15 protein-coding genes and 4 tRNA genes are annotated in these 21,753 nt (G+C 55.7%); 14 read left to right on the plus strand and 5 right to left on the minus strand.

Annotated features, from left to right (window positions below; genetic code table 11):
• Window positions 1-128 precede the first annotated feature (128 nt).
• From WMO36_RS06625 to WMO36_RS06650, 6 genes are all read left to right on the plus strand, one after another.
• Window positions 129-1,139, plus strand: a complete 1,011-nt coding sequence (locus WMO36_RS06625) for a cystathionine beta-synthase (protein ID WP_349077182.1) — start codon at window positions 129-131, stop codon at window positions 1,137-1,139.
• A 78-nt stretch (window positions 1,140-1,217) separates the two neighbouring features.
• Window positions 1,218-2,399 (plus strand): cystathionine gamma-synthase, encoded by a 1,182-nt coding sequence (locus WMO36_RS06630; RefSeq protein WP_349077183.1) that lies wholly within the window; start codon window positions 1,218-1,220, stop codon window positions 2,397-2,399.
• Window positions 2,400-2,616: 217 nt separating this feature from the next.
• Complete coding sequence (locus WMO36_RS06635) at window positions 2,617-5,412, plus strand: ABC transporter ATP-binding protein/permease (RefSeq protein ID WP_349077184.1); 2,796 nt, start codon at window positions 2,617-2,619, stop codon at window positions 5,410-5,412.
• A gap of 26 nt (window positions 5,413-5,438) precedes the next feature.
• Window positions 5,439-7,364, plus strand: coding sequence for a DNA helicase RecQ (gene recQ, locus WMO36_RS06640; protein WP_271724565.1), 1,926 nt, complete (start codon window positions 5,439-5,441; stop codon window positions 7,362-7,364).
• Window positions 7,365-7,530: 166 nt separating this feature from the next.
• A complete protein-coding gene (locus WMO36_RS06645; RefSeq protein ID WP_022245363.1) occupies window positions 7,531-8,016 on the plus strand; it encodes an S-ribosylhomocysteine lyase in 486 nt (161 codons plus the stop codon).
• Between the two features lie 108 nt (window positions 8,017-8,124).
• Complete coding sequence (locus WMO36_RS06650) at window positions 8,125-8,661, plus strand: GNAT family N-acetyltransferase (RefSeq protein WP_099570843.1); 537 nt, start codon at window positions 8,125-8,127, stop codon at window positions 8,659-8,661.
• A 197-nt stretch (window positions 8,662-8,858) separates the two neighbouring features.
• Here WMO36_RS06650 and WMO36_RS06655 read toward each other — a convergent pair whose 3' ends face one another.
• Window positions 8,859-10,286, minus strand: a complete 1,428-nt coding sequence (locus WMO36_RS06655) for an amino acid permease (protein WP_349077185.1) — start codon at window positions 10,284-10,286, stop codon at window positions 8,859-8,861.
• A gap of 243 nt (window positions 10,287-10,529) precedes the next feature.
• Between WMO36_RS06655 and alr the strand changes: the two genes are divergently transcribed.
• The 5 genes from alr (at window position 10,530) to WMO36_RS06680 (ending at window position 17,988) form a co-directional block, all read left to right on the plus strand.
• Window positions 10,530-11,888 carry an alanine racemase gene (gene alr, locus WMO36_RS06660; RefSeq protein ID WP_099571162.1) on the plus strand — a complete coding sequence of 453 codons (1,359 nt, stop codon included), beginning with the start codon at window positions 10,530-10,532 and terminating at the stop codon, window positions 11,886-11,888.
• Window positions 11,889-11,994: 106 nt separating this feature from the next.
• A complete protein-coding gene (dnaG, locus tag WMO36_RS06665; RefSeq protein WP_099570841.1) occupies window positions 11,995-14,079 on the plus strand; it encodes a DNA primase in 2,085 nt (694 codons plus the stop codon).
• Window positions 14,080-14,464: 385 nt separating this feature from the next.
• Window positions 14,465-15,661 (plus strand): anion transporter, encoded by a 1,197-nt coding sequence (locus WMO36_RS06670; RefSeq protein ID WP_099570840.1) that lies wholly within the window; start codon window positions 14,465-14,467, stop codon window positions 15,659-15,661.
• A 147-nt stretch (window positions 15,662-15,808) separates the two neighbouring features.
• Window positions 15,809-15,885: transfer RNA gene (locus WMO36_RS06675), tRNA-Arg, on the plus strand.
• A 90-nt stretch (window positions 15,886-15,975) separates the two neighbouring features.
• Complete coding sequence (locus WMO36_RS06680) at window positions 15,976-17,988, plus strand: elongation factor G (RefSeq protein WP_099570839.1); 2,013 nt, start codon at window positions 15,976-15,978, stop codon at window positions 17,986-17,988.
• 279 nt (window positions 17,989-18,267) lie between these two features.
• Here the strand turns inward: WMO36_RS06680 and WMO36_RS06685 are convergent.
• The 4 genes from WMO36_RS06685 to WMO36_RS06700 all read right to left on the minus strand — a co-directional run bounded on the left by WMO36_RS06685 (window position 18,268) and on the right by WMO36_RS06700 (window position 19,260).
• A tRNA-Gly gene (locus WMO36_RS06685) sits at window positions 18,268-18,343 on the minus strand.
• A gap of 33 nt (window positions 18,344-18,376) precedes the next feature.
• Window positions 18,377-18,449, minus strand: a tRNA-Val gene (locus WMO36_RS06690).
• A 45-nt stretch (window positions 18,450-18,494) separates the two neighbouring features.
• Window positions 18,495-18,566 (minus strand) — tRNA-Val (locus tag WMO36_RS06695).
• A gap of 85 nt (window positions 18,567-18,651) precedes the next feature.
• Window positions 18,652-19,260, minus strand: a complete 609-nt coding sequence (locus WMO36_RS06700; protein ID WP_233432610.1) for a GNAT family N-acetyltransferase — start codon at window positions 19,258-19,260, stop codon at window positions 18,652-18,654.
• Between the two features lie 274 nt (window positions 19,261-19,534).
• On the opposite strand from WMO36_RS06700, the gene WMO36_RS06705 reads away from it, so the two are divergent.
• Genes WMO36_RS06705 through WMO36_RS06715 form a run of 3 tightly spaced genes read left to right on the plus strand, consistent with a single transcriptional unit; the run spans window position 19,535 to window position 21,681 of the window.
• A complete protein-coding gene (locus WMO36_RS06705) occupies window positions 19,535-20,191 on the plus strand; it encodes an amino acid ABC transporter permease (RefSeq protein WP_099570837.1) in 657 nt (218 codons plus the stop codon).
• Window positions 20,178-20,852: an amino acid ABC transporter permease gene (locus tag WMO36_RS06710; RefSeq protein ID WP_033501376.1), complete on the plus strand. Its 675-nt coding sequence runs from the start codon at window positions 20,178-20,180 to the stop codon at window positions 20,850-20,852. The genes WMO36_RS06705 and WMO36_RS06710 overlap by 14 nt, the downstream gene beginning before the upstream one ends.
• A complete protein-coding gene (locus WMO36_RS06715) occupies window positions 20,845-21,681 on the plus strand; it encodes an amino acid ABC transporter ATP-binding protein (protein ID WP_099570835.1) in 837 nt (278 codons plus the stop codon). Before WMO36_RS06710 ends, WMO36_RS06715 begins: the two co-directional genes overlap by 8 nt.
• Window positions 21,682-21,753: the final 72 nt, after the last annotated feature.

A 21,753-nucleotide genomic window follows, 5' to 3' on the forward strand; every position in this document is an offset into this window, starting at 1 on the left:
CGCAGCGAAAACACCATCACAGGTCCCGTTTCAAATCATTGCAAGTGATAAACGCGAGCTTCTCGAAATCAAAACAACGAAATCATTCATCGGAAGCCAACGGAAATCACTCTTCGCAAGGAAACGTCATGACCATCCACAATTCCCTTTCAGAACTCATCGGCAACACTCCACTCGTCAAACTCAACCGTGTGACTGACGGCATCAAAGCCACCGTCGCCGTCAAAGTCGAATATTTCAATCCGGGAGGCTCCTCCAAGGATCGCATCGCGGAACGTATCATTGACGCGGCCGAACGTAGCGGCGAACTCAAGCCGGGCGGTGTGATTGTGGAGCCGACCTCCGGCAACACCGGCGTCGGACTTGCCCTCGTGGCGCAGCAGCGTGGCTACCGCACCATTTTCACCCTGCCGGACAAGGTTTCCGAAGCCAAGCGTGCGGTACTCCGCGCATACGGTGCGGAAGTGGTGGTAACCCCTACCGATGCTGGTCCGGACGATCCGCGCTCCTACTATCAGGTGGCGGAACGCCTCGCCAAAGCGATCCCCGGCGGATACCGCCCGAACCAATACGACAACCCGAACGGACCGGAAAGCCACTACCGCACCACCGGTCCGGAAATCTGGGAAGCCAGCGACCATCAGGTCACGCATTTCGTGGCGGGCATCGGCACTGGCGGCACCATTTCCGGCACCGGACGCTACCTGAAGGAAGCTTCCGACGGCGCAGTACAAGTGATCGGCGCCGACCCGGAAGGATCCATCTATTCCAATCCGAACGACGTGCATCAGTACAGCATCGAAGGTGTCGGCGAGGATTTCTATCCGAAAGCGTTCGACCGTGAACTTCCCGACGAAATCGTGCAGGTCAACGATGCCGAAGCATTCGAAATGACCCGCCGTTTGGCTGCGGAGGAAGGTCTGCTTGTCGGAGGCTCGTCCGGCATGGCCGTTATGGCGGCCCTCAAATACGCTCGCGAGCATGATTTGGATGAAAACCAGCTGGTCGTGGTGTTGCTGCCGGATTCCGGTCGTAGCTATATGGAAAAGATCTTCAACGACGATTGGATGCGTGCCAACGGATTCGCCGACGTTGTGGAACGCACGTCCAAGCCGAGCCTTGCGGAACAGTATCTGTAAACCGCCAATTCATATCTCAACATCATGTCCATCATTCGTTCAACCCAAATCATTCGCTATTTTCAAGGAGTTCCCATCATGACCATCTCGACCAACACCGAAGCCCTGAGCGCCACCGCACTCGCCACCCGCGCCATTCACGCAGGTCAGGAGCCCGACCCGACCACCGGAGCCGTGGTCACCCCTATTTATATGACATCCACGTTCAAGCAGGATGGTGTCGGTGGCCTGCGCAACGGTTATGATTACAGCCGTTCCATCAATCCGACCCGCAATTCCTTCGACGAGCAGCTCGCCGCGGTCGAAGGCGCGGACTACGCGCTGAGCTTCGCTTCCGGACTGGCCGCCATCGACGTGCTGCTGCGTGCCACCCTCAAGCCGGGCGACAATATTCTGCTTGGCAATGACGTGTATGGGGGCACCTACCGATTGCTTTCCAAGGTGTTCGTGCCGTGGGGCGTCGGCCTTGACGTGGTAGACATCACCGACACGGCGGCCGTTTCCGCGGCGCTCAGCCAGAAGCAGTACCGGTACATTTGGGTGGAAACCCCGTCGAACCCGCTGCTCAACATCACCGATATCGCAGCCACGTCAGCGGTCGCTCACGCGCATGACACCAAAGTGGTGGTGGACAACACCTTCGCATCCCCGGTATTGCAGCATCCGTTGGCGGATGGCGCCGACGTGGTCGTATATTCCACCACCAAATACATCGGCGGACATTCCGACGTGGTCGGCGGAGCTGTGGTGCTCAACGACAAGGAAATCCGCGATGAAGTGGCGTTCCTGCAGAACGCGGCCGGAGCTGTGCCATCTCCGTTCGACTCCTGGCTTGACATTCGTGGCCTCAAAACGTTGGATCTGCGCGTCAAGCAGCACAGTCATAACGCCATGAAGGTGGCGCAATGGCTGGAAACCCGCCCTGAAGTGGAACGCGTATGGTACCCGGGACTGGAATCCCATCCAGGCCACGAGATCGCGGCACGACAGATGCATGGCGGCTTCGGAGGCATGATCTCCGTACAGATCGCAGCCGGATTCGAAGCGGCCAAGAAGTTCGCCGGTGCTACGGAAGTGTTCACTTTGGCTGAGTCGTTGGGAGGCGTGGAATCCCTGATTGAGCATCCGGGCGCCATGACCCACGCTTCCGTCGCCGGTACCACGCTGGAAGTGCCCGCCAATCTCGTGCGACTTTCCGTCGGTCTTGAAGATGCTGACGATTTGATCGCGGACTTGGAGCAGGCATTTCGTCGTGTTTGAGATAAGATCGCAGCCTCGTTACGGTTTTGTGTAATCCGTCAAAAAGGCGGAACGTGCATAAATCCTCGCCATCGGATTCGCCAAAAGCGTATATTATGCTTTTCGAATCTGCTTATGGCGAGGGTTTTACCATATAATACTTTCGACAACGTTCGTGTTCATCTACCAGCGCATTCTCTGTGGAATCGAACGCCCATGATTATCGAGACGAGGCGGCATGCTGCAAATTCAAGGCATCTCCAAACAGTATAAAACCGGCGACTTCGTGCAGCGGGCGCTGAATAACGTCAGCCTGAACCTGCGTGACAGCGAATTCGTGGCCATTCTCGGACCTTCCGGCTCCGGCAAAACCACACTGCTCAACATCATCGGCGGACTTGACCACTATGATTCCGGCGATCTGGTGATCAACGGCATTTCCACCAAACAATACAAAAGCCGCGATTGGGACTCCTATCGCAACCACACCATCGGTTTCGTGTTCCAGAGCTACAATCTCATTCCCCATCAGACCATTCTGTCGAATGTGGAACTTGCCCTAACCATTTCGGGCGTATCGCATTCGGAGCGTCGAGAGCGTGCGCGCAAGGCGCTTGAACAAGTGGGTTTGGGCGAGCATGTCAACAAAAAGCCGAACCAGCTTTCCGGCGGTCAGATGCAGCGCGTGGCCATTGCGCGCGCATTGGTGAACGATCCGGACATCGTGCTCGCCGACGAGCCGACCGGTGCGCTTGATTCCGACACTTCCGTGCAGATCATGGATCTGCTCAAAGAGGTCGCCAAAGACCGCCTCGTGGTGATGGTGACGCATAACCCCGAACTGGCCTACCAGTATGCCACGCGCATTGTGGAGCTCAAGGATGGTGTGATCCGTTCCGACTCCGACCCGTTCGAACCAGCCCAGAACGAAACGGCCACCGCTCCCGTGCACAAGACCATGGGCCGCGCATCCATGTCGTTCGGCACGTCGTTGGCATTGAGCTTCAACAATTTACGCACCAAGAAGGGCCGTACTTTCCTTACGGCATTCGCAGGATCCATCGGCATTATCGGCATCGCATTGATTATGTCCGTTTCGGCAGGTGTGAACACTTATATCGACAATATTCAGCGCGAGACGATGACTGCTTACCCGATCAGTATCGACGAACAGACCTTCGACCTGACCAGCATGATGACTTCCGGTCAGCAGAGTGCGGACAATCAAGGCCAGAAGCATAAGAGCGACGCGATTTATCCGGATGATGCCGCCATCAAGGGCACCGCTTCGATGACCAGCAGCATTACCGAAAACAATCTGAGCGCGTTCAAGAAATACCTTGATAATAAGGACAGTGACATCAATCGGTATATCGGTTCCGCGGGAATCCAGTATTCGTATGATACGAGGTTCTCCGTGTTCTCGCACGATCCAGACGGCACGCTTGTCAACGCCGATGGTGTGACGGTGGGCAAAACCGGCACCAAATCGATGGCCGACCAGATGGCGGATGGTTCGCTGATGTCTGCCGACTCGTCCACCTTTACGTCGACGCGCGTGAGCATGCTCACGGGTAAAACCGACCAGAATGCTGCACCGAGCTCGTTCCATGAGATCATGCCAAGCGCTGATGGCAAAAAGAACGTCGGCAAGGTCATTTCCGACAATTATGAGGTAGTCGAAGGATCCTGGCCAAAGAACAAGAACGAGGTTGTGCTCGTACTTGACAAGAACAATTCATTGTCGTTAACCACTGTGTATGAGCTAGGCCTCAAATCCGCCAGTGAATACCACGATATGATGAACCAGCTCAATTCCGGCGACGATGTGAAAACCGATACCAAGAAGATTGACTATTCCGACGTTATCGACCGCACGCTGAAGCTGCTGCCGGCCTGCGACCAGTATGTCAAAGGCGATAACGGCCATTGGACGTACGCGGGCGACGATGTGGACCAGATTAACGCGCTGATCGACTCCGACAAGGCCATCGATCTGAAGATCGTGGGCGTGGTCAAGCCGGTAGAGGATGCTGACGCAACCCCGCTTTCCTCCGGTGTGGGCTATACGCGTGCTCTGACCAATGAGCTGATCGACCGTGCCGAATCCAGTGAAATCGTCACCGAACAGCAGTCCGATAAAGACCACAATGTACTCAACGGCATGACGTTCTCGCCGTCCGACGATGCCACCAAGGCCCAGGATGCCCGCGATTACGTCGCATCCCTCGGCGTAAGCAGCAAGGCGCAGATGGCGCAGAACATGATGGCGGCCGCAGGCGCATCCGGAGGTGACTCCCAGCAGGCCACGGCCATGGCTCAGATGGGCGAACAGCAGCTCGCCGACCAATTCGACGCCTATATCGCCACCGCCGACGAGGCCACGCTGGTCGCCATCTACAACCAGTACGTGTCCACCGGCTCCTACAATGATAATCTCGCTGATTTCGGCGTGGTCAGCCGTGACGCACCAAGCTCCATCAACATTTACGTCGACAGCTTCGAAGACAAGAATTCCATCAACGACGCCATCGACGAATACAATAAGACCGCCAAGGAAAAAGACAAGATCACCTACACCGACTACGTTGGTCTGATGATGAACTCGGTAACCACCATCATCAACGTCATCACCTATGTGCTGATCGCTTTCGTGGCTGTGTCATTGGTGGTCTCGTCGATCATGATCGGCATTATCACCTATATTTCCGTACTGGAACGTACCAAGGAAATCGGTATTCTGCGCGCCATGGGCGCATCCAAACGCAATGTGTCGAACGTATTCAACGCGGAAACCGGCATTATCGGCCTGCTGGCCGGTCTGATTGGCGTTGGTGCCACCGTGTTGCTCAACTTCCCGATCAACAGCGTGCTGCACCACTTCATGGGTACCACCGAGGTCAGTGCCGTGCTGCCGGTCGGTAATGCCATCGCTCTGGTGATTCTCAGCGTAGTGCTCACCCTGATCGGCGGCCTCATCCCAAGTCGTGGCGCCTCCAAGCAGGATCCCGCCACCGCCCTCCGCACCGAGTAGAGGCGGTGGATACTAGACTGCTGCGTATGACAGAGTTTACGTCGGCGCGTGACGCCCTACGCACCTACTTCGGATATGACGCCTTCCGTCCTGGTCAAGAAGGCATAGTCAATGCGATTATCCAAGGCCGTGATGCGCTCGGTGTCATGCCCACCGGTGCTGGCAAGTCGATCTGTTACCAGATTCCCGCCACGCTTCTTCCGGGCATGACCATCGTCATTTCCCCGTTGATCTCGTTGATGCGCGATCAGGTCGACGCGCTCAACGACGTGGGCATTTCAGCCGCGTTCATCAATACCACGCAAAGTCCCGACGAACAGGATCTGGTGTTCGCGCGGGCATTGTCGGGACGGATCAGACTGCTGTATGTGGCTCCGGAACGTTTGGAAACCGAGCGTTTCCGTACGTTCGCCAGTCGTGTGCCGATTTCTCTGGTCGCCGTTGACGAAGCGCATTGTGTGTCGCAATGGGGTCAGGATTTCCGTTCGTCATATCTTGGTATCGGCGATTTTCTGAAGGCGTTGCCGACTCGTCCGACGGTTGCCGCGTTCACTGCGACCGCGACGGAACGGGTGCGCCGCGATATTATCGGAATTCTTGGATTGCGTGATCCGTCCGTCACCGTCACCGGCTTCGACAGGGCCAACCTGTATTTCGACGTGATCAGGATGGAAAGGAAACATAAGGCTTCGTGGGTGGCTTCGTATATTGCGGATCATCCTGACGAATCCGGTATCGTGTATTGCGCGACCCGTAAGGAAGTGGAGTCGCTTGCCGAATCATTAAATATCGCCGTGCGCGAGCTGCGTGCGGCGAAAGGTGAGGATGCGACGCGACTTGGCATGGTCGCGGTCGCCTATCATGGCGGTATGTCGGCCGAAACGAGGGAGCGGGCGCAACGTGATTTCGTAACCGACCGTGTGCCTGTGGTGGTTGCCACGAATGCGTTCGGCATGGGAATCGACAAGTCGAACGTGCGTTATGTGATTCACCATAATATGCCGGAATCGATCGAAGCGTACTATCAGGAGGCCGGTCGTGCGGGGCGTGACGGCGAGCCTAGCCGGTGCACGTTGCTGTGGAACGAGTCTGATATTGCTACGAGGCGAAGGCTGCTTGATTCGGATTATGAGAACGAGCGTTTGACCGTCGAAGAGCAGGAGGTCGTGCGCGCGTCGAAACGGCGTCTGCTCAACGCCATGATCGGTTATTGCCGTACCACGGATTGTCTGCACGAGTATATGACCAGGTATTTCGGTGAGGCCGGGGGAGCGGCCGTCCGTGATGACGGCGCATGCGTGGGAGGATGCGCGAACTGCGAGCACACGTTTGAAACCGTTGATGTTACTGAGATCGCGCGGGCCATCAGCCGCTGCGTGCATGACGTGAACCAGAAGGTCGGTTCGGGGAAGATCGTCAAAGTGCTGCGTGGGTCGAAAGCGCAGGATTTGAATTATCTCCATCCTGCCGATCTGCCGACGTACGGCATGTTGAGCGCGACTTCGGAGGCGCAGATTCGTGACGTGCTCAGCCAGATGGCGACGGATGGTTTTCTTTCCATTTCGGAAGGCTCCATGCCGATTGTTCGCTTCGGTGAACGTGCGGCGGAAACGGTCGCGCCGAATTTTCATTATGAAATCAAGAAGATCGAACGGAAGCACGCTGCGAAACGTGCGGAATCGCCGTCCGTAGGTTCTCAGGCCATGGGGGCATATGTGCCGGGCGACGGAGACGAGGAATTGTTCGCCAAGCTGCGTGCGTTGCGGCTTGACATCGCCCGCGAACTCGGTAAACCCCCGTATATCGTCTTTTCCGATAAAACGTTGCGCGACATGGTGCGTATCAGGCCGGTCTCTGGCGAGCAGTTTTCGCAAGTCAACGGCGTGGGCGCGCTTAAATTGAAAGCGTATGGCGAACGGTTCATGGAAGTGATCCGCGATTTCGTTGCATGAATCATGTGACGTATCAGCTTGAAGAATAATCGTATCGATTATTGCAAAACCATACGTTGTATATGATGTGTAACGCATTATCGGCAACATGTATGGCGGTGCGGTTGACGTATGCCGGCAAAACGGCGACAGTAGAGACGAACGGTTGTTGAAGAAAGGATTGATGATGGCAGAAGACAAGCCGGTTGTGGAAAGCTTCCAGCTCGACCACACCAAGGTGAAGGCTCCGTATGTGCGCTATATCGACACGCAGACCGGTCCGAATGGCGATGTGATTTCCAATTATGATTTGCGTTTGGTGCAGCCGAATGAGAATGCGATTCCGACCGGTGGCCTGCACACCATCGAACATACGATTGCGGTGCTGTTGCGGGAACGTATCGACGGTTATATCGATTGCTCCCCGTTCGGTTGCCGTACCGGTTTCCATTTGCTGACGTGGGGTGAGCATTCCACGGAAGAAGTGGCGCGCGCGTTGAAGGAGGCGTTGGAATTCATCGCATATGAGGCCACATGGGATGACGTTCCTGCCACCACCATCGAAAGCTGCGGCAATTACCGCGACCATAGCCTGTTCACGGCGAAGGAATGGTGCAAGGATATTCTTGCCAAGGGCATCAGCTCTGACGCGTTTGAGCGCCGTCTGGTCTGATTCGCGTGCGGTTGCAAGTCTGCTTTTCGGGCATATTGCGAACACTGTGCCGTGGGCATGGTATTTTTAACGCTCGGAAGAAGACAAGGCGATGCAAAGGTGAACGAGATGGGTGAGGAGAGCGTCATTACTTCTGAACGGCGGTTCCGCCGCGCCACTATGGCTGATTGGCCGACCATGCAGAAGATTTATGAGCATGCCCGCAAGTTGATGGCCTCCAATGGCAATCCCACGCAGTGGGGTGATAAGTTCCCGCGTGAGGAAGTGGTTCGTGACGATATCGAATCGCAACGCACTGTGCTGCTTGTTGATACGGTTGATGGCGAGGAACGTGTGCTCGCCCAGTTCGCATTGTGTCCGGGCATCGACCCGACGTATGTGAATATCGATGGTGCCTGGCTGGATGATGATCCGTATGTGACCATCCACCGGATTGCCTCGTCGGGTCTCGCCAAGGGTGCGGCGAAGGACTGCATCAACTGGTGCATCGAACATTACGGCAATGTGCGTGCGGATACGCATCCCAACAACAAGGCCATGCAGCATGTGCTTGAATCGAATGGTTTTGCGCGCTGCGGCTTGATTCAGTTGCTTGACAGGCCGTTCGATACCACTCGTATCGCCTATCAGCGTCATGAATGGTGAGATTTGCGGATTTGTATGGATTGATATCAATCAATATAAATTTCATTGCAAATAATCACAGATAATCTGCGATATTGAGAAACAAAAATCCCGTTGAATATCATATTTCAGATGTTCAACGGGATTTTTATATCCGATTGTGTTGCTTTCGATATATTTTATGAAAGATATGTCGAAAGCAACAGTATTACCGGTTTTTAGAACAGTCCTGGCTTGTTCAATGCGGAATGCTTGCGGCTGTACGTGAAATACACGATCAAACCAAGGGCGAACCAGATTGCGAAACGCACCCAGGTCTCCCAATTCAAACCGCAAATCAGAATGAAGCAGAAAATGATCGCGCAGATCGGCGTGAACGGCACGCCCGGAGCGCGGAAGCCGCGGTGTGCGTCCGGCTGGGTCTTACGCATCCACAGAATGCCTGCGGACACGATGATGAACGCCGACAGCGTACCGATGTTCACCAATTCGAACAATACGTTGATGTTGATGAAACCGCCGGCGATGGCCGTCAGGATGCCGAAGAACCAGGTGCCCTTGTAGGGGGTGCGGTACTTCGGGTGCACTTCGCCGAAGAACTTCGGGAACAGGCCGTCGCGGCTCATGGCGTAGCAGATGCGGGACTGGCCGTACAGCTGCACCAGCATCACCGTGGTCATGCCGATCAGAGCGCCAAGATTGACGATGAACGCCAGCCAGTTGAGGCCGGTTTCGAGAATCACGCCGGCCACCGGAGCGTCAATGAATTTCGCGAACTCCTTGTATGGCACCACACCGGTCATAATCAGCGTCATGATGATGTACAGCACAGTCGACACGGCCAACGAAATAAGAATGCCGCGTGGCAGTGTCTTGTTCGGATTGATGGTCTCCTCGGCGGAGGAGGAGACGGCGTCGAAGCCGATGAAGCTGAAGAACACGATCGACGCCGCCGGAACAATGCCGTACGGCTGCGTCGAGCCCGGCTGGAACGTGTAAATGCCGTACGGGGAGAACGGCTTCCAATTGGCAGGATTGATGTACCAGACGGTGCACACGATGAACAGCACGATGATGGCCAATTTGATCATCACCATAATATCGTTGGTTTTCTTCGTCTGGTTGATGCCAATGGCCAGCACCCAAGTGATGATGAGCACGATTACGAAACCAGGCAGGTTGAAGTATGTGGTTACGCCTGGTGTGGTGCCGTATGCCGCGGTCAGCTCAACTGGCAGATGCAAGCCGAAACCTTCCAACAGTTTGTTGAAATAACCGGACCATCCGGCGGACACGGTGGCCGCCTGCAATGCGTATTCCAAAATCAAATCCCAGCCGATCACAAATGCGATCAGCTCGCCGAACGCCAAATACGCGTACGAATATGCGGAACCGGACACTGGTGCCATTGCTGCGAACTCTGCATAGCACAATCCTGCGAAACCGCAGCAGATCGCGGCCAGGAGGAAGGAGACGCACAATGCCGGACCTGCGGTGAGGGCGCCCTTGCCGGTGAGCACGAAAATGCCGGTGCCGATGATGGCGCCGATTCCCAGCATGGTAAGGTCAAACGTTTTCAATGTGCGTTTCAGTGGAGTTGACTCGGATACGAGCTGGTCCACTGACTTTTTGCGAAAAAGATCCATGGTCTTAATTCCCTAAAAGTGGTTTTGTATGGGCTGGACCGGACGGATTTCCGGGACTCTGGCACGCCTCAAACGCCAGAAATCAAAGAAGGGCTGAACGCCTCATGTATGGGAGGTATACGCGCCTTATGTAAAGAGAGTGTAAAAACCTGGCGCGGACAAAAACGTGAAAACCCCGTGAATCGTCTCACCATGTGTGCGCGTCTTTTCGAAGCCGTCATATGGGAGCGCAACAATAGAGCCATGACTTTCAATGCTGCCCGTGAATGGAAATTCTCATCCGAACAAGGCAAGGCCAATTATGAGGCCGCCCAAAAGCAATACCCGGCGCAGGCCATCGTCGATATGGCCGCATTGCGAGACAATATGCGTCATTTGGTGAGCGTGGTTGGCGGCCCGAATTCCGGCACTGCCGTGATGGGTGTGGTCAAGGCTGACGCGTACGGGCATGGTCTTATTCCGGCTGCGCTTGCGGCGCTCGCAGGAGGCGCGACATGGCTGGGCACGGCGCAGTCGCATGAGGCGCTGCTGCTGCGCAAGGCCGGTATTGGACCAGACCGCTGCCACATTCTGACATGGGTATATAACGGCACGGCTGTGCCTTTTGACGAGCTGATCGACAATGACATCGATATTTCCGTAGGCTCATTGCCGGGTATTGACGGTGTTGCGGCCGCGGCGCGTCGTCTTGGAAAAACCGCGCGTGTGCATGTGAAGGTCGATTCTGGTTTTGGTCGCAATGGATTCACTCCGGCCACGTTCGATGCGGCGCTTGCCAAGCTGGTGCCTCTCGCCAAGGAGGGTGTGCTGCATATTGTCGGCCAGTGGAGTCACCTGGCGGTGGCCGACGCTCCCGACGTGCCTGAATTCGTGGCGGCCACTGATAGGCAGGTCGAGAATTTCAAGGATTTCACCCGTCGTATGGAAGTTGCTGACATTGCACCGGAGATTCGCCATCTTGCCAATACGGCGGCCACGCTTTCGCGTCCGGAGATTCATTTTGAGCTCACCCGCCCGGGTATTGGCTTGTATGGTTATGAGGCTGATCCGGCCATGGGCACGCCTGGCACGTATGATTTGACGCCGGCCATGACATTGCAGGCGCAGCTTGGCACGGTCAAGGATGTGGAGGCAGGCCATGGCATTTCCTATGGCCGCACGTACTTGACTCCTACGGACACGTCCACCGCGATCGTGCCTGTAGGCTATGCGGACGGCATTCACCGTTCCGCTTCCGGTTTCGATATGGAAGGCGCGAAGCATGTGGCCAAGCCTGGCGGTCCGGTGCGTGTGATGACTACGGAAGGTCCGCGCCTGTACCGTGTGTCTGGCCGCGTGTGCATGGACCAGTTCATGCTTGACCTGCACGGTTCCGCGGAAAAGCTTGGCGTGCATGAGGGCGACACCGTGCAGCTGTTCGGTCCGGGCCGTGGCGAGGATTATGCCGAACCGACCGCCGACGATTGGGGTCGTGCCGCAGGTACCATCAGCTACGAGATCTTCACCTGTCTGTGCAACCGCATTCCGCGCCTGTACGAGCACGCCACCGACGTGCTGCCGGCCGAGGATCTCGCCAAGCTCAATCCCGCAACCATTCTGTAAGGAAACGGGCGTGGGGAAACAAGGCACGCCGTGAAAGTCAATATGGTGGGCGCGGCACGTTCGATGGTTGGTCAACGTGCCGCGCTTGCTGTTAAGGTGGTGAGCTATGCCAGGAATGATTTTGAAGGAAGATATCGAAAAAGTTCGCGCCACCGCCGATTTGTATGACATTGTGTCCGCAACGGTTTCGCTCAAGCCTTCCGGAACTGGCGCTTATGTAGGGCTGTGCCCTTTCCACGATGAAAAAACGCCAAGTTTTTCCGTGCGCCCGGCGCTGGGTGTATGGCATTGTTTCGGTTGCGGTCTCGGCGGTGACGTGTTCGGCTATGTTGAGCATCAGGAGAACGTCGACTTCCGCGACGCCGTCGAGCTTTTGGCCGACAAATACCATATTGAATTGCGTTATGACCAGTCGAACGCAAAGAAGGAGCATACCGGTTCGAAACGTGCCCGTCTGCTGGAAGCCAATGAGGCTGCACAGGAGTTTTTCGTATCGCAGCTGATGACCAAAGACGCGCTTGCCGCACGCAAATTGCTTGACGGTCGTAACTTCAGCCAGGCCGATTGCCAGCGTTTCGGTTGCGGATACGCTCCGCAAGGCTGGGACAATCTGGTGCGCTATCTGGCTGGTAAGGGCTTCACGCAGCAGGAGATGCTGGACGCGGGATTGGCTCGCCAAGGTCAGCATGGGGTGTACGACTATTTTCGAGGCCGCGTAACATGGCCGATTCGCGATTCGACCGGTCGTGCGCTTGGTTTTGGCGCACGCAAATTGTATGAGGATGATTCAATCGGCGCGAAATACATAAATACGCCGGATACGGCGTTGTATCGCAAAAACCAGGTGCTCTATGGCATTGACATGGCGAAGGCTGCGATCGTCAAGAAACGTCAGGTGGTGATCGTCGAAGGCTATACCGACGTGATGGCCATGCATCTGGCCGGAGTCGACACTGCGATCGCCACATGCGGTACCGCGTTCGGTACTGAGCATGCCAAGATCGTGCGTCGTTTGATTGCGGACGATTCGTTGGGGGCGGTGCAGCTGATTGGCCCATTGAAGGTCGATGGGCAGCAGTTGAGTTCCCGCATCGTGTTCACTTTTGATGGTGATGCCGCTGGTCAGAAGGCCGCGATTCACGCGTTCGGATTGGATGCCGCGTTTTCGACGCAGGCGTTCGTCGCCGTGGCCGATGACAATCTCGATCCGTGCGATCTGCGCATCAGACGTGGCAATGAGGCGGTTCGCGCGCTTATTGCGAACGCCGAGCCTCTGTATGATTTCGTGATCAAAACCGCCATCGGGCGTTTCGACACCACCTATACCACGGGGCAAATGGGGGCAGTCAAGGCCGTGGCGCCACTGATCGCACAGATTCGCGACCGTTCGCTGCTTGACCTGTATTCACGTAAGGCGGTACGTCAAATCGGCGTCGATCTCGACATTATGCAGCGCGAAGTACGTGACGCCCGTCGCAAACTCAATGTGCGGGACGAGGACGCGTATGCGCCGAAACGTCGCTTTGCCGCCAATGCCGCAGCGGCGGCGGAACCTCGCATGGATCAGGGCATGAATCCATATGCGAATCCTTCCGCGCGCAAGGCACTGGAACATCGTGACGCGGCGGAACAATCCTATTACCGTATTGACGATGCCGTGTTCATCTGTGAACAGCAGTTCATGGCGACCTTGATCCAGATGCCGCTTGCCGTGGATCCGACATTGTTCGCCAGCCTCACGCTGTCGAGCTTCATGACTCCCGTGTTCCGTACGCTGTTCCAAGCAGTCGCCGCCGCTGGTGGTCTGCCGTCCGCGGACACCCCGCAAGGACTGTGGATGCATAATCTCACTAAAGCAGGCGGGCCGATGTTGGAATCCGTGATCAACGAGCTTGCCGTCATGCAACTGCCGTTGCCGCCGAGTGACGCCGATACGGAACGCGCGTCGCAACAATCGCAAGAAATCAACGTGCAATTGCGCAAACCGACGGATGATGAGCGCAGATACGCGTCCGAACTCATCATTCGACTGCTTGACACGGGCATCATGCGCAAAATCGGTGCGGACAAGCGTCGCATGGCGCAACTGCCAGACGGTGCCGAGAAAATCGAGTTGCTCGGTCAGATCACCAAACTTGAGACCTTGCGTAAGGATCTGCAGGCGAGGGTGTTTGGCAATAACGTTGCCTGAACATTTGTCGTGTACCTAAGTGTCTGCCGCGTGCCAGAACGTCCGATAACTCCCGAACGTCTTTGTCTTGCACCTGGATCTGCCGCATATCCAAGTGCTGTATGAACGGTCAGCGAACATGCGGTGAACGAGGTGAGAATACTTAACAAATTCTTAGTTGACATACGGTATCCCTCGGCGTGTTTTGCAATTGCAAAACAGTTTTGCCGGTTTGCAATTGCAAAGAACAGTAAGGCGTAGTGGCTGAAAAACGTTGGAATGGTCGGAAAAATCGTATGCCAAAGGTATGTGCTATGCGATTTTTCGGGTAAAGTGAGTACGGCGTTTCTTGAGAAAATCGCCCGGGTCTGCAAACGGTTTGCAAACTGGATTCACGGAGGAATGAATGCGACGATTGGTCGTTAAAATCCTGAAAAACGAGACCATTCTCGTAGTTGCTTCCATACTTGCTCTTATTTCATGCTTTATCGTGCCTCCCGACAAGGAGTACGGCGGATATATTCATGCAAGCACCATTTCGCAGTTGATCTGCCTGATGCTGGTGGTGTGCGGTTTCCAGCGCATCGGTGTGTTCCGTATTATCGGCTCACGATTGCTGCATCATGTGAGCACCGCACGCGGATTGGTGATCACGCTGATTTCGCTCACGTATTTTTCCGGCATGCTGATCACCAATGATGTGGCGTTGGTTACGTTCATTCCGTTCGCGATCGCGGTGCTTACCATGGCTCATATGGAGGAGCATGCGGTGCTGGTCGGCACCTTGATGACCGTCGGTGCGAACGTGGGCAGTATGTTGACGCCAATCGGCAACGCGCACAACCTGTATCTGAAAGCGTTGACCGGCATGCCGTCCGCTGAAATGATTGGCATTATGGCGCCGTATTCCGTTACCGCGGCGGTATTGCTGGTGCTTATCGCCTGCGTGGTATTCGGCAAGAAACCTGTTTCCGAATTTTCCTCTATCGACGGCAGCGGCATCGAACAGAATGTGCTCGCTCCGAATTCCGACCAGCCACGGCCGGATGAGATTCGTGTGACCGGCTATGGCGCCGGTTATGGAGGTTGGCGCGCGATCGTATATTGCGCATTGTTCATCGTGTGTTTGCTGGCTGTGAGCGATTTCATTCCGCTATGGGCCATGTGCGTGATCGTGGTGGTGGCATTCCTGTTCTGCGATCGCCGCGTGTTCCGCAATATCGACTGGGGATTGCCGCTGACCTTCTGCATGTTCTTCATTTTCATCGGCAATATGAAACGCGTGCCGGAATTCTACGAGCTGGCCGCCTCCTTGGTGGGGGCGCATCCGCTGGAAGTGTCCGTGGTGTCCAGCCAGTTCATCTCCAACGTGCCGACCACGCTGCTGCTGTCAGGCTTCTGCGATCAATGGCGTGCGCTGATCATCGGCACCAACCTTGGTGGCATGGGTACGCTGATCGCATCCATGGCGTCGCTGATCGGCTACAAGAACGTGACACGCAAGTATCCTGACAAGAAGGGACGCTATCTGGCTGTGTACTCGGCGGTGAACGTGCTGTTCCTCATTGTGCTGGTCGGTTTGAGCTGGATCATCGAACCGTGATCTTTCACTCCCCGGTTTTGCGGGCTGTCCGCTCGTTTCAAGGTCGGGAAATGGTAGGTTGTCATAGTTTTGCCATCGGTATGATGGTCTTGTTCCGCGCGTTCAAGTTGGCAAGAACGCGCGAACTGACTATACTGAATCAAGTTTGGCCCTGTAGCTCAGCTGGATAGAGCATGTGACTTCTAATCTCAAGGTCGGGAGTTCGAGTCTCCCCGGGGTCACCACCAAGCCCTTACGTCAATAGACGTAAGGGCTTTCGCATATTGATAGGCGGCTGCTGCTTCGGCGGTAGCTCGGGGCAATGGGAGGAGCCCATGAAACGAATCGTCACCGGCATTCTGGCGCATGTTGACGCCGGCAAAACCACGCTGTCGGAAGCGTTGCTGTATGCCACGGGCAACGTACGCAAACTCGGCCGTGTCGACCATGGCGACGCGTTTCTCGACACCAACACGATGGAACGGCAGCGAGGCATCACCATCTTCACCGAACCGGCGATCATCACCACGCCGGATCTCACCCTCACTTTGCTTGACACTCCGGGACACGTCGATTTTTCGGCGGAAATGGAACGAACCCTCGCCGTGCTCGACTATGCGATTCTGGTCATTTCCGGTGCTGATGGCATTCAAGGGCATACCGAAACGTTATGGCGATTGCTGAAACGTTACAACGTGCCCACTTTCATCTTCGTCAATAAAATGGACGCTCCCGCAGCTGACAAAACGAAACTTCTGCAGCAACTGAAAAGACGCTTTTCCGACGGCTGTATCGACTTCACCGGAGAGCAAGATGGTGACGAGACGCTTGCCAATAGTATGGAAGACGTCGCCATGCAAAGCGAAACCGCCATGGAATCGTATTTGGAAAGCGGAACGATTCCGGATGAGACCATTCAGGAGATGATCGCTGATCGTGCCTTGTTCCCATGTTTCTTCGGATCCGCGTTGAAAATGGACGGTATTGACGAGTTCGTCGCGGGATTCGAGCGATATGTGCGCGAGCCGGAGTATGACAGCGCATTCGGCGCGCGCATATATAAGGTATCGCACGATACGCAAGGCAATCGCCTGACATGGCTCAAGGTAACGGGCGGTGAATTCAAGGCGAAGACGATGCTTTCCGGCACTGAGCGGGTCGGCGCCGACCTTGGCGAGTCGAAAATTGGCGACGATGGCATGTGGCATGAGAAGGCCGATCAGGTGCGCGTGTATTCCGGTGCGAAATTCGCTACGGTCGATTCGGTTGTTGCCGGCACCGTGTGTGCCGTCACGGGCTTGACTCGAACATTTCCCGGTGCGGGGCTTGGAAAAGAGCATGACGGTGCGAATCCGGTGCTTCAGCCGGTGCTCACGTACACGTTGCTGCCGGGGGAGTGCGATATTCACGCCTGCTTGGTTGCGTTGCGCGAGCTTGAGGATGAGGATCCGTTGCTGCATGTGGTGTGGCAGCCGCATCTTGAGGAAGTTCATCTGCAGTTGATGGGTGCGGTGCAGTTGGAGGTCATTCAGCAGATGATGCACGACCGGTTCGGCTTGGACGTGTCATTCGGCCCGGGCGGCATCTTATATAAGGAGACGATCGCACATCCGATTGAGGGTGTCGGCCATTTCGAACCGTTGCGCCATTATGCGGAAACGCATGTGCTTCTCGAGCCATTGCTCGCCGGCAGCGGCATGCGGTTCGCGAGTGTGTGCAGCGAGGACGTGCTCGACCGTAACTGGCAGCGGCTGATTCTGCAGCATTGCCGGGAACGTGAGCATTTGGGTGTGCTTACCGGTTCTCCGGTCACCGATATGAAGATCACATTGCTGGTTGGCCGTGCGCATTTGAAACATACAGAGGGGGGCGATTTTCGTCAGGCCACGTATCGTGCGATTCGGCAAGGCTTGATGGAAGCGAAGGAGCGCGGCGACTGCCGTTTGCTGGAGCCGTGGTATGGCTTCCGTTTGGAGGTTCCGCAAGATATGGTCGGCCATGCGATGGCCGATATTCAGCGTATGAGCGGTTCGTTTGACACGCCTTCCGGCGATGGCGAGTATATGGTGCTTGAAGGTGAGGCTCCGGTCGCTCAAATGCGTGACTATGCGATGGACGTGAATGCCTACACGCATGGGCGTGGACATTTGAGTTGCGTGTTCGCAGGGTACAGGCCATGCCACAACGCCGACGAGGTGATTGAACAGTCCGCATACGATCCGGAATCCGACTTGGAGAACACGCCGGATTCGGTGTTCTGCGCACATGGAGCCGGCTACCCGGTCAAATGGTACAAGGTTCCCGAATTCATGCACCTCGACTATGCCTGGCATGGTGAGTGTATGTAAAAAGGGTTCTAAACTCCCGCACCTAGGGGTGTTTGGGCACCTATCTCGTCTATATATGGCAGACGACTCGCGTATTTTTACCCCCGAAGTGGCTGTTTTCGGCAGTTTTGCGAAAGTGACGTGCCATATATAGGCGAGAAGCCTCCGGACGGAAAGCGAAATCTGCCATGCATAAGCGAGATAGACCGCCTCAGGCGGTGCGTTGCTTGTAAGACGGGTGCCCCGAATGCCTGTTGAGGATGTGTGGAAAAAGAAAACCCCACGCGAGGTGGGGTTTGATGGAGCGGACAACGGGACTCGAACCCGCGGTCTCAACCTTGGCAAGGTTGCGCTTTACCAACTAAGCTATGTCCGCAAAGAACTTCCGCCGTGAGAAGCGGAAATTCAGTGGGTGATATAGGAATCGAACCTATGACCCCTTCCGTGTGAAGGAAGTGCGCTAGCCGCTGCGCCAATCACCCGTGGGATAATTCCGCCGGTTTCCCGGCTTCGTTACCCGCTTCGCGTGGGCGATACAAGATTCGAACTTGTGACCCCTTCCGTGTCAGGGAAGTGCGCTACCTCTGCGCCAACCGCCCGAAGCGAGTGCTAACTTACGTGGATTTTCGGCGGAATGCAAATCGTCGGCGTGTCGCAGTGGTGTTGCGAGAAAACGACACGCCATCAATTAGCGATTGAAACCACTGGAATTTCCATGGTTTTTGCGTCTGGATCGGACTCGACGAACGTTTCTTCAGAAGGAGATTGCGCCAACGTCAAGCGCATCTGACGCCACGCCACATTGCCGTGCGTCGAAGCGGACGTGCCTTCGTCCACGAATCCCAGACGGGCGTAAAAGCCGACAAGACGTTCCTTGCATGTCAGCACAATGCCTTTGCGCCCGGCAATCGTCGAATCAAGAATCACGCGACGGAGCAGATAACTGGCGCAACCGCGATGCTGGTAGACGGGAGCCACGTCCACGCCGAAGATCATCTGCCAATCGCCATGTTCGTCGTGCAGGGAAACATCCTCATACATGACGTCAGCCAAATCCTTCTCATTGGTCGTCATACCGTTGACGAAGCCAATCAGTGTGCCGTCTTTCACAGAAGCGGGGAAGCAGGCATCGTCATCGGCATCAGTGTTGATCAAAAGCCAGAAATGTTCCGGATATGTGGCGACGCGTGCAGTCAGGCTCTCGTTCGTTGCGGCCTCCGCAGGTGGGAAACAGGCAGCCTCCACAGCCTCAATCGCGTCCAAATCCTCCATCGTTGCATGTCGAATGAGCATGTGCATACTCTCTCGCAAGGTATACCCAATCTTCACATTTCAATATGGGCGAACAGTGGAAACGCCAGCGTGCAATACTGTGAAAGGATCACCGGACGTATTGTCGGAAGCTGATAAACGCTTATATGAAAAACCGATAACGACGTGGCCTGTTCCGCGATTGTTGCGCGGTACGATGGGGCGCATCCACGGCGAAAGCCTGGAAAAGCCTGAAAAAGGTTCCGAGGGATCCGTAGAGCATTCGAAAACCTAAAGAGAAAGATGGGAGGCGCGTGTGTTCGATTGGACATTTGTGACGCACTACGCGCCGTTCTTCGTCAGCGGCGCGGAGATGACGCTGTTCATCTCCGTGTTCGGCATCGTGCTTTCGATCGTGGTCGGACTTATCTGCGCAAGCATTGAAATCGCGCGCATTCCAGTGCTGAAGCAGATCGTGCGCGTCTACATCGAACTCAGCCGTAACACGCCGTTGTTGGTGCAACTGTATTTCCTGTATTTCGGTCTGCCGAAACTTGGCGTCGTCTGGTCCGCGGAACAATGCGCGATCGTGGGACTCGGATTCCTTGGCGGTTCGTATATGGCCGAAGCGATGCGCGGCGGCCTCGAAACCATTCCGACCGTGCAGCGCGAATCCGCGTATGTGCTGGGCCTAAGCCAATGGCAGACGTTGAGCCGCGTGGTGATACCGCAGGCCATCAGCACGTCCATTCCGGGCGTTGTGGCCAACGTGATCTTCCTGATCAAGGAATCGTCCGTTGTGTCGGCCATCGCGCTCGCCGATGTGATGTACATGGCCAAGGATCTGATCGGCATGTATTACAGCACGTATGAATCGTTGTTGATGCTGGTTGTCGCATATCTGGTGATTCTGCTGCCGATTTCATTGTTCGGCACTTGGCTGGAACGGAGGTTCGACTATGAGCGGCGCTGAGATTCTGCTCGAGCCGGGCGTGTTTCCGCGCCTGTTGCAGGGCCTGTGGGTTACGGTGTGGATCGCCGGTGTGTCGGTGGGTCTTTCCGTGCCGGTTGGATTGGTTGTCGGCTGGCTGATGACGATGAAAAATCCTGTCATTCGTGTGTTGACCAGGATTTATTTGGATTTCATTCGTATCATGCCGCAATTGGCGTTGCTGTTCATCGCATTTTATGGCTTTGCCCGTGCGTGGAATTGGAATTTGGATGCAACCGGCGCATGCGTGTTCGTGTTCGTGCTGTGGGGCGGCGCGGAATTGGGCGATTTGGTGCGTGGCGCGCTTGAGTCGATTCCGAAAGCCCAGTATGAGTCCGCATATGTGCTTGGGTTGAGTGGCTGGCAGACGTTCGTCAAAGTGATTCTGCCGCAAGCGTTGCGTAGGCTTCTGCCAGCTTCGGTGAATCTGGCGACACGAATCGTGAAAACGACATCGTTGGCCGTGCTTCTCGGCGTGGTCGAGGTCATCAAAGTGGGCCAGCAGATCATCGACGCGAACCGTTTCCAATATCCGACCGGAACCCTGTGGATTTACGGGGTGATTTTCTTCATGTACTTCATTGTGTGCTGGCCGCTGTCCATCGTGGCCCGCCGACTGGAAAAGAGGTGGTCGCATGACTGACGCGACAGGCAAGCAGGCTCAGGTGGGTCAGACGAGTCTTGAGATTGTGCATCTGGTCAAGCAGTACGCCAATGCCGACAAGCCGGTATTGAACGATATTTCGTTCGACGTGCCGCATGGCAAGGTGTTTGTGATCGTCGGGCCTTCCGGCTCCGGCAAGTCGACGTTGTTGCGCACCATCGCCGGCCTTGAGCCGATTCAGGGCGGTACCATTTCTCTGAACGGCGAAGTGATCGAAACGGGTAAGCCGGGCACCGAATCCGCCGGCCGCAGCAAGCGCAGCAGCGAACTGCGTACCCGTGTTGGCATGGTGTTCCAAAGCTACGACCTGTTTCCCAACAAAACCGTGCTTGGCAACATCACACTGGCGCCGACCTTGGTGCAGAAGCGAGATAAGGTCGAAGTCGAGCAGGAGGCGATCAAGCTTCTGGAACGCGTCGGTCTTGCCGACCGCAAGGATTCCTGGCCTCATGAGCTTTCCGGCGGCCAACGCCAGCGCGTGGCCATCTGCCGTGCACTGATTTTGCATCCGGAAGTGCTGCTGTTCGACGAAGTCACCGCCGCGCTCGATCCGGAAATGGTGCGCGAAGTGCTCGACGTGATGCTCGAACTCGCTGATTCCGGCCAAACCATGCTCATCGTGACGCATGAAATGCAGTTCGCGCGAGCCATCGCCGATCAGGTGATCCTGCTTGAAGACGGCGGCATTGTGGAACAATCTGACAATGCCGAACAATTCTTCACGAATCCGACCACTGAACGAGCCAAGCAGTTCCTGCGCACGTTTGAATTCGACAGGCATCGCAAGTCCGCCGATCAATCCGAATAATCCAGGCAATGGCGAAGATCGGCGAAAATCGGTGCAATTCAAGATTTTGATAGCAGTCATCTTTGCAAGAGA

The sequence above is a fragment of the Bifidobacterium hominis genome (assembly GCF_040095915.1).
GTDB classification, from domain to species: Bacteria; Actinomycetota; Actinomycetes; order Actinomycetales; family Bifidobacteriaceae; genus Bifidobacterium; species Bifidobacterium hominis.

What these genes read in the sequence shown, in the direction of transcription:
- WMO36_RS06630 (WP_349077183.1), top strand. Translation starts at nt 1,218, where the DNA reads ATGACCATCTCGACCAACACCGAAGCCCTGAGCGCCACCGCACTCGCC.
- alr (WP_099571162.1), top strand. Translation starts at nt 10,530, where the DNA reads ATGACTTTCAATGCTGCCCGTGAATGGAAATTCTCATCCGAACAAGGC.
- WMO36_RS06635 (WP_349077184.1), top strand. Translation starts at nt 2,617, where the DNA reads ATGCTGCAAATTCAAGGCATCTCCAAACAGTATAAAACCGGCGACTTC.
- WMO36_RS06655 (WP_349077185.1), bottom strand. Translation starts at nt 10,286, where the DNA reads ATGGATCTTTTTCGCAAAAAGTCAGTGGACCAGCTCGTATCCGAGTCA.
- WMO36_RS06645 (WP_022245363.1), top strand. Translation starts at nt 7,531, where the DNA reads ATGGCAGAAGACAAGCCGGTTGTGGAAAGCTTCCAGCTCGACCACACC.
- WMO36_RS06715 (WP_099570835.1), top strand. Translation starts at nt 20,845, where the DNA reads ATGACTGACGCGACAGGCAAGCAGGCTCAGGTGGGTCAGACGAGTCTT.
- recQ (WP_271724565.1), top strand. Translation starts at nt 5,439, where the DNA reads ATGACAGAGTTTACGTCGGCGCGTGACGCCCTACGCACCTACTTCGGA.
- WMO36_RS06670 (WP_099570840.1), top strand. Translation starts at nt 14,465, where the DNA reads ATGCGACGATTGGTCGTTAAAATCCTGAAAAACGAGACCATTCTCGTA.
- WMO36_RS06650 (WP_099570843.1), top strand. Translation starts at nt 8,125, where the DNA reads ATGGGTGAGGAGAGCGTCATTACTTCTGAACGGCGGTTCCGCCGCGCC.
- WMO36_RS06625 (WP_349077182.1), top strand. Translation starts at nt 129, where the DNA reads ATGACCATCCACAATTCCCTTTCAGAACTCATCGGCAACACTCCACTC.
- WMO36_RS06680 (WP_099570839.1), top strand. Translation starts at nt 15,976, where the DNA reads ATGAAACGAATCGTCACCGGCATTCTGGCGCATGTTGACGCCGGCAAA.
- WMO36_RS06710 (WP_033501376.1), top strand. Translation starts at nt 20,178, where the DNA reads ATGAGCGGCGCTGAGATTCTGCTCGAGCCGGGCGTGTTTCCGCGCCTG.
- dnaG (WP_099570841.1), top strand. Translation starts at nt 11,995, where the DNA reads ATGCCAGGAATGATTTTGAAGGAAGATATCGAAAAAGTTCGCGCCACC.
- WMO36_RS06700 (WP_233432610.1), bottom strand. Translation starts at nt 19,260, where the DNA reads ATGCTCATTCGACATGCAACGATGGAGGATTTGGACGCGATTGAGGCT.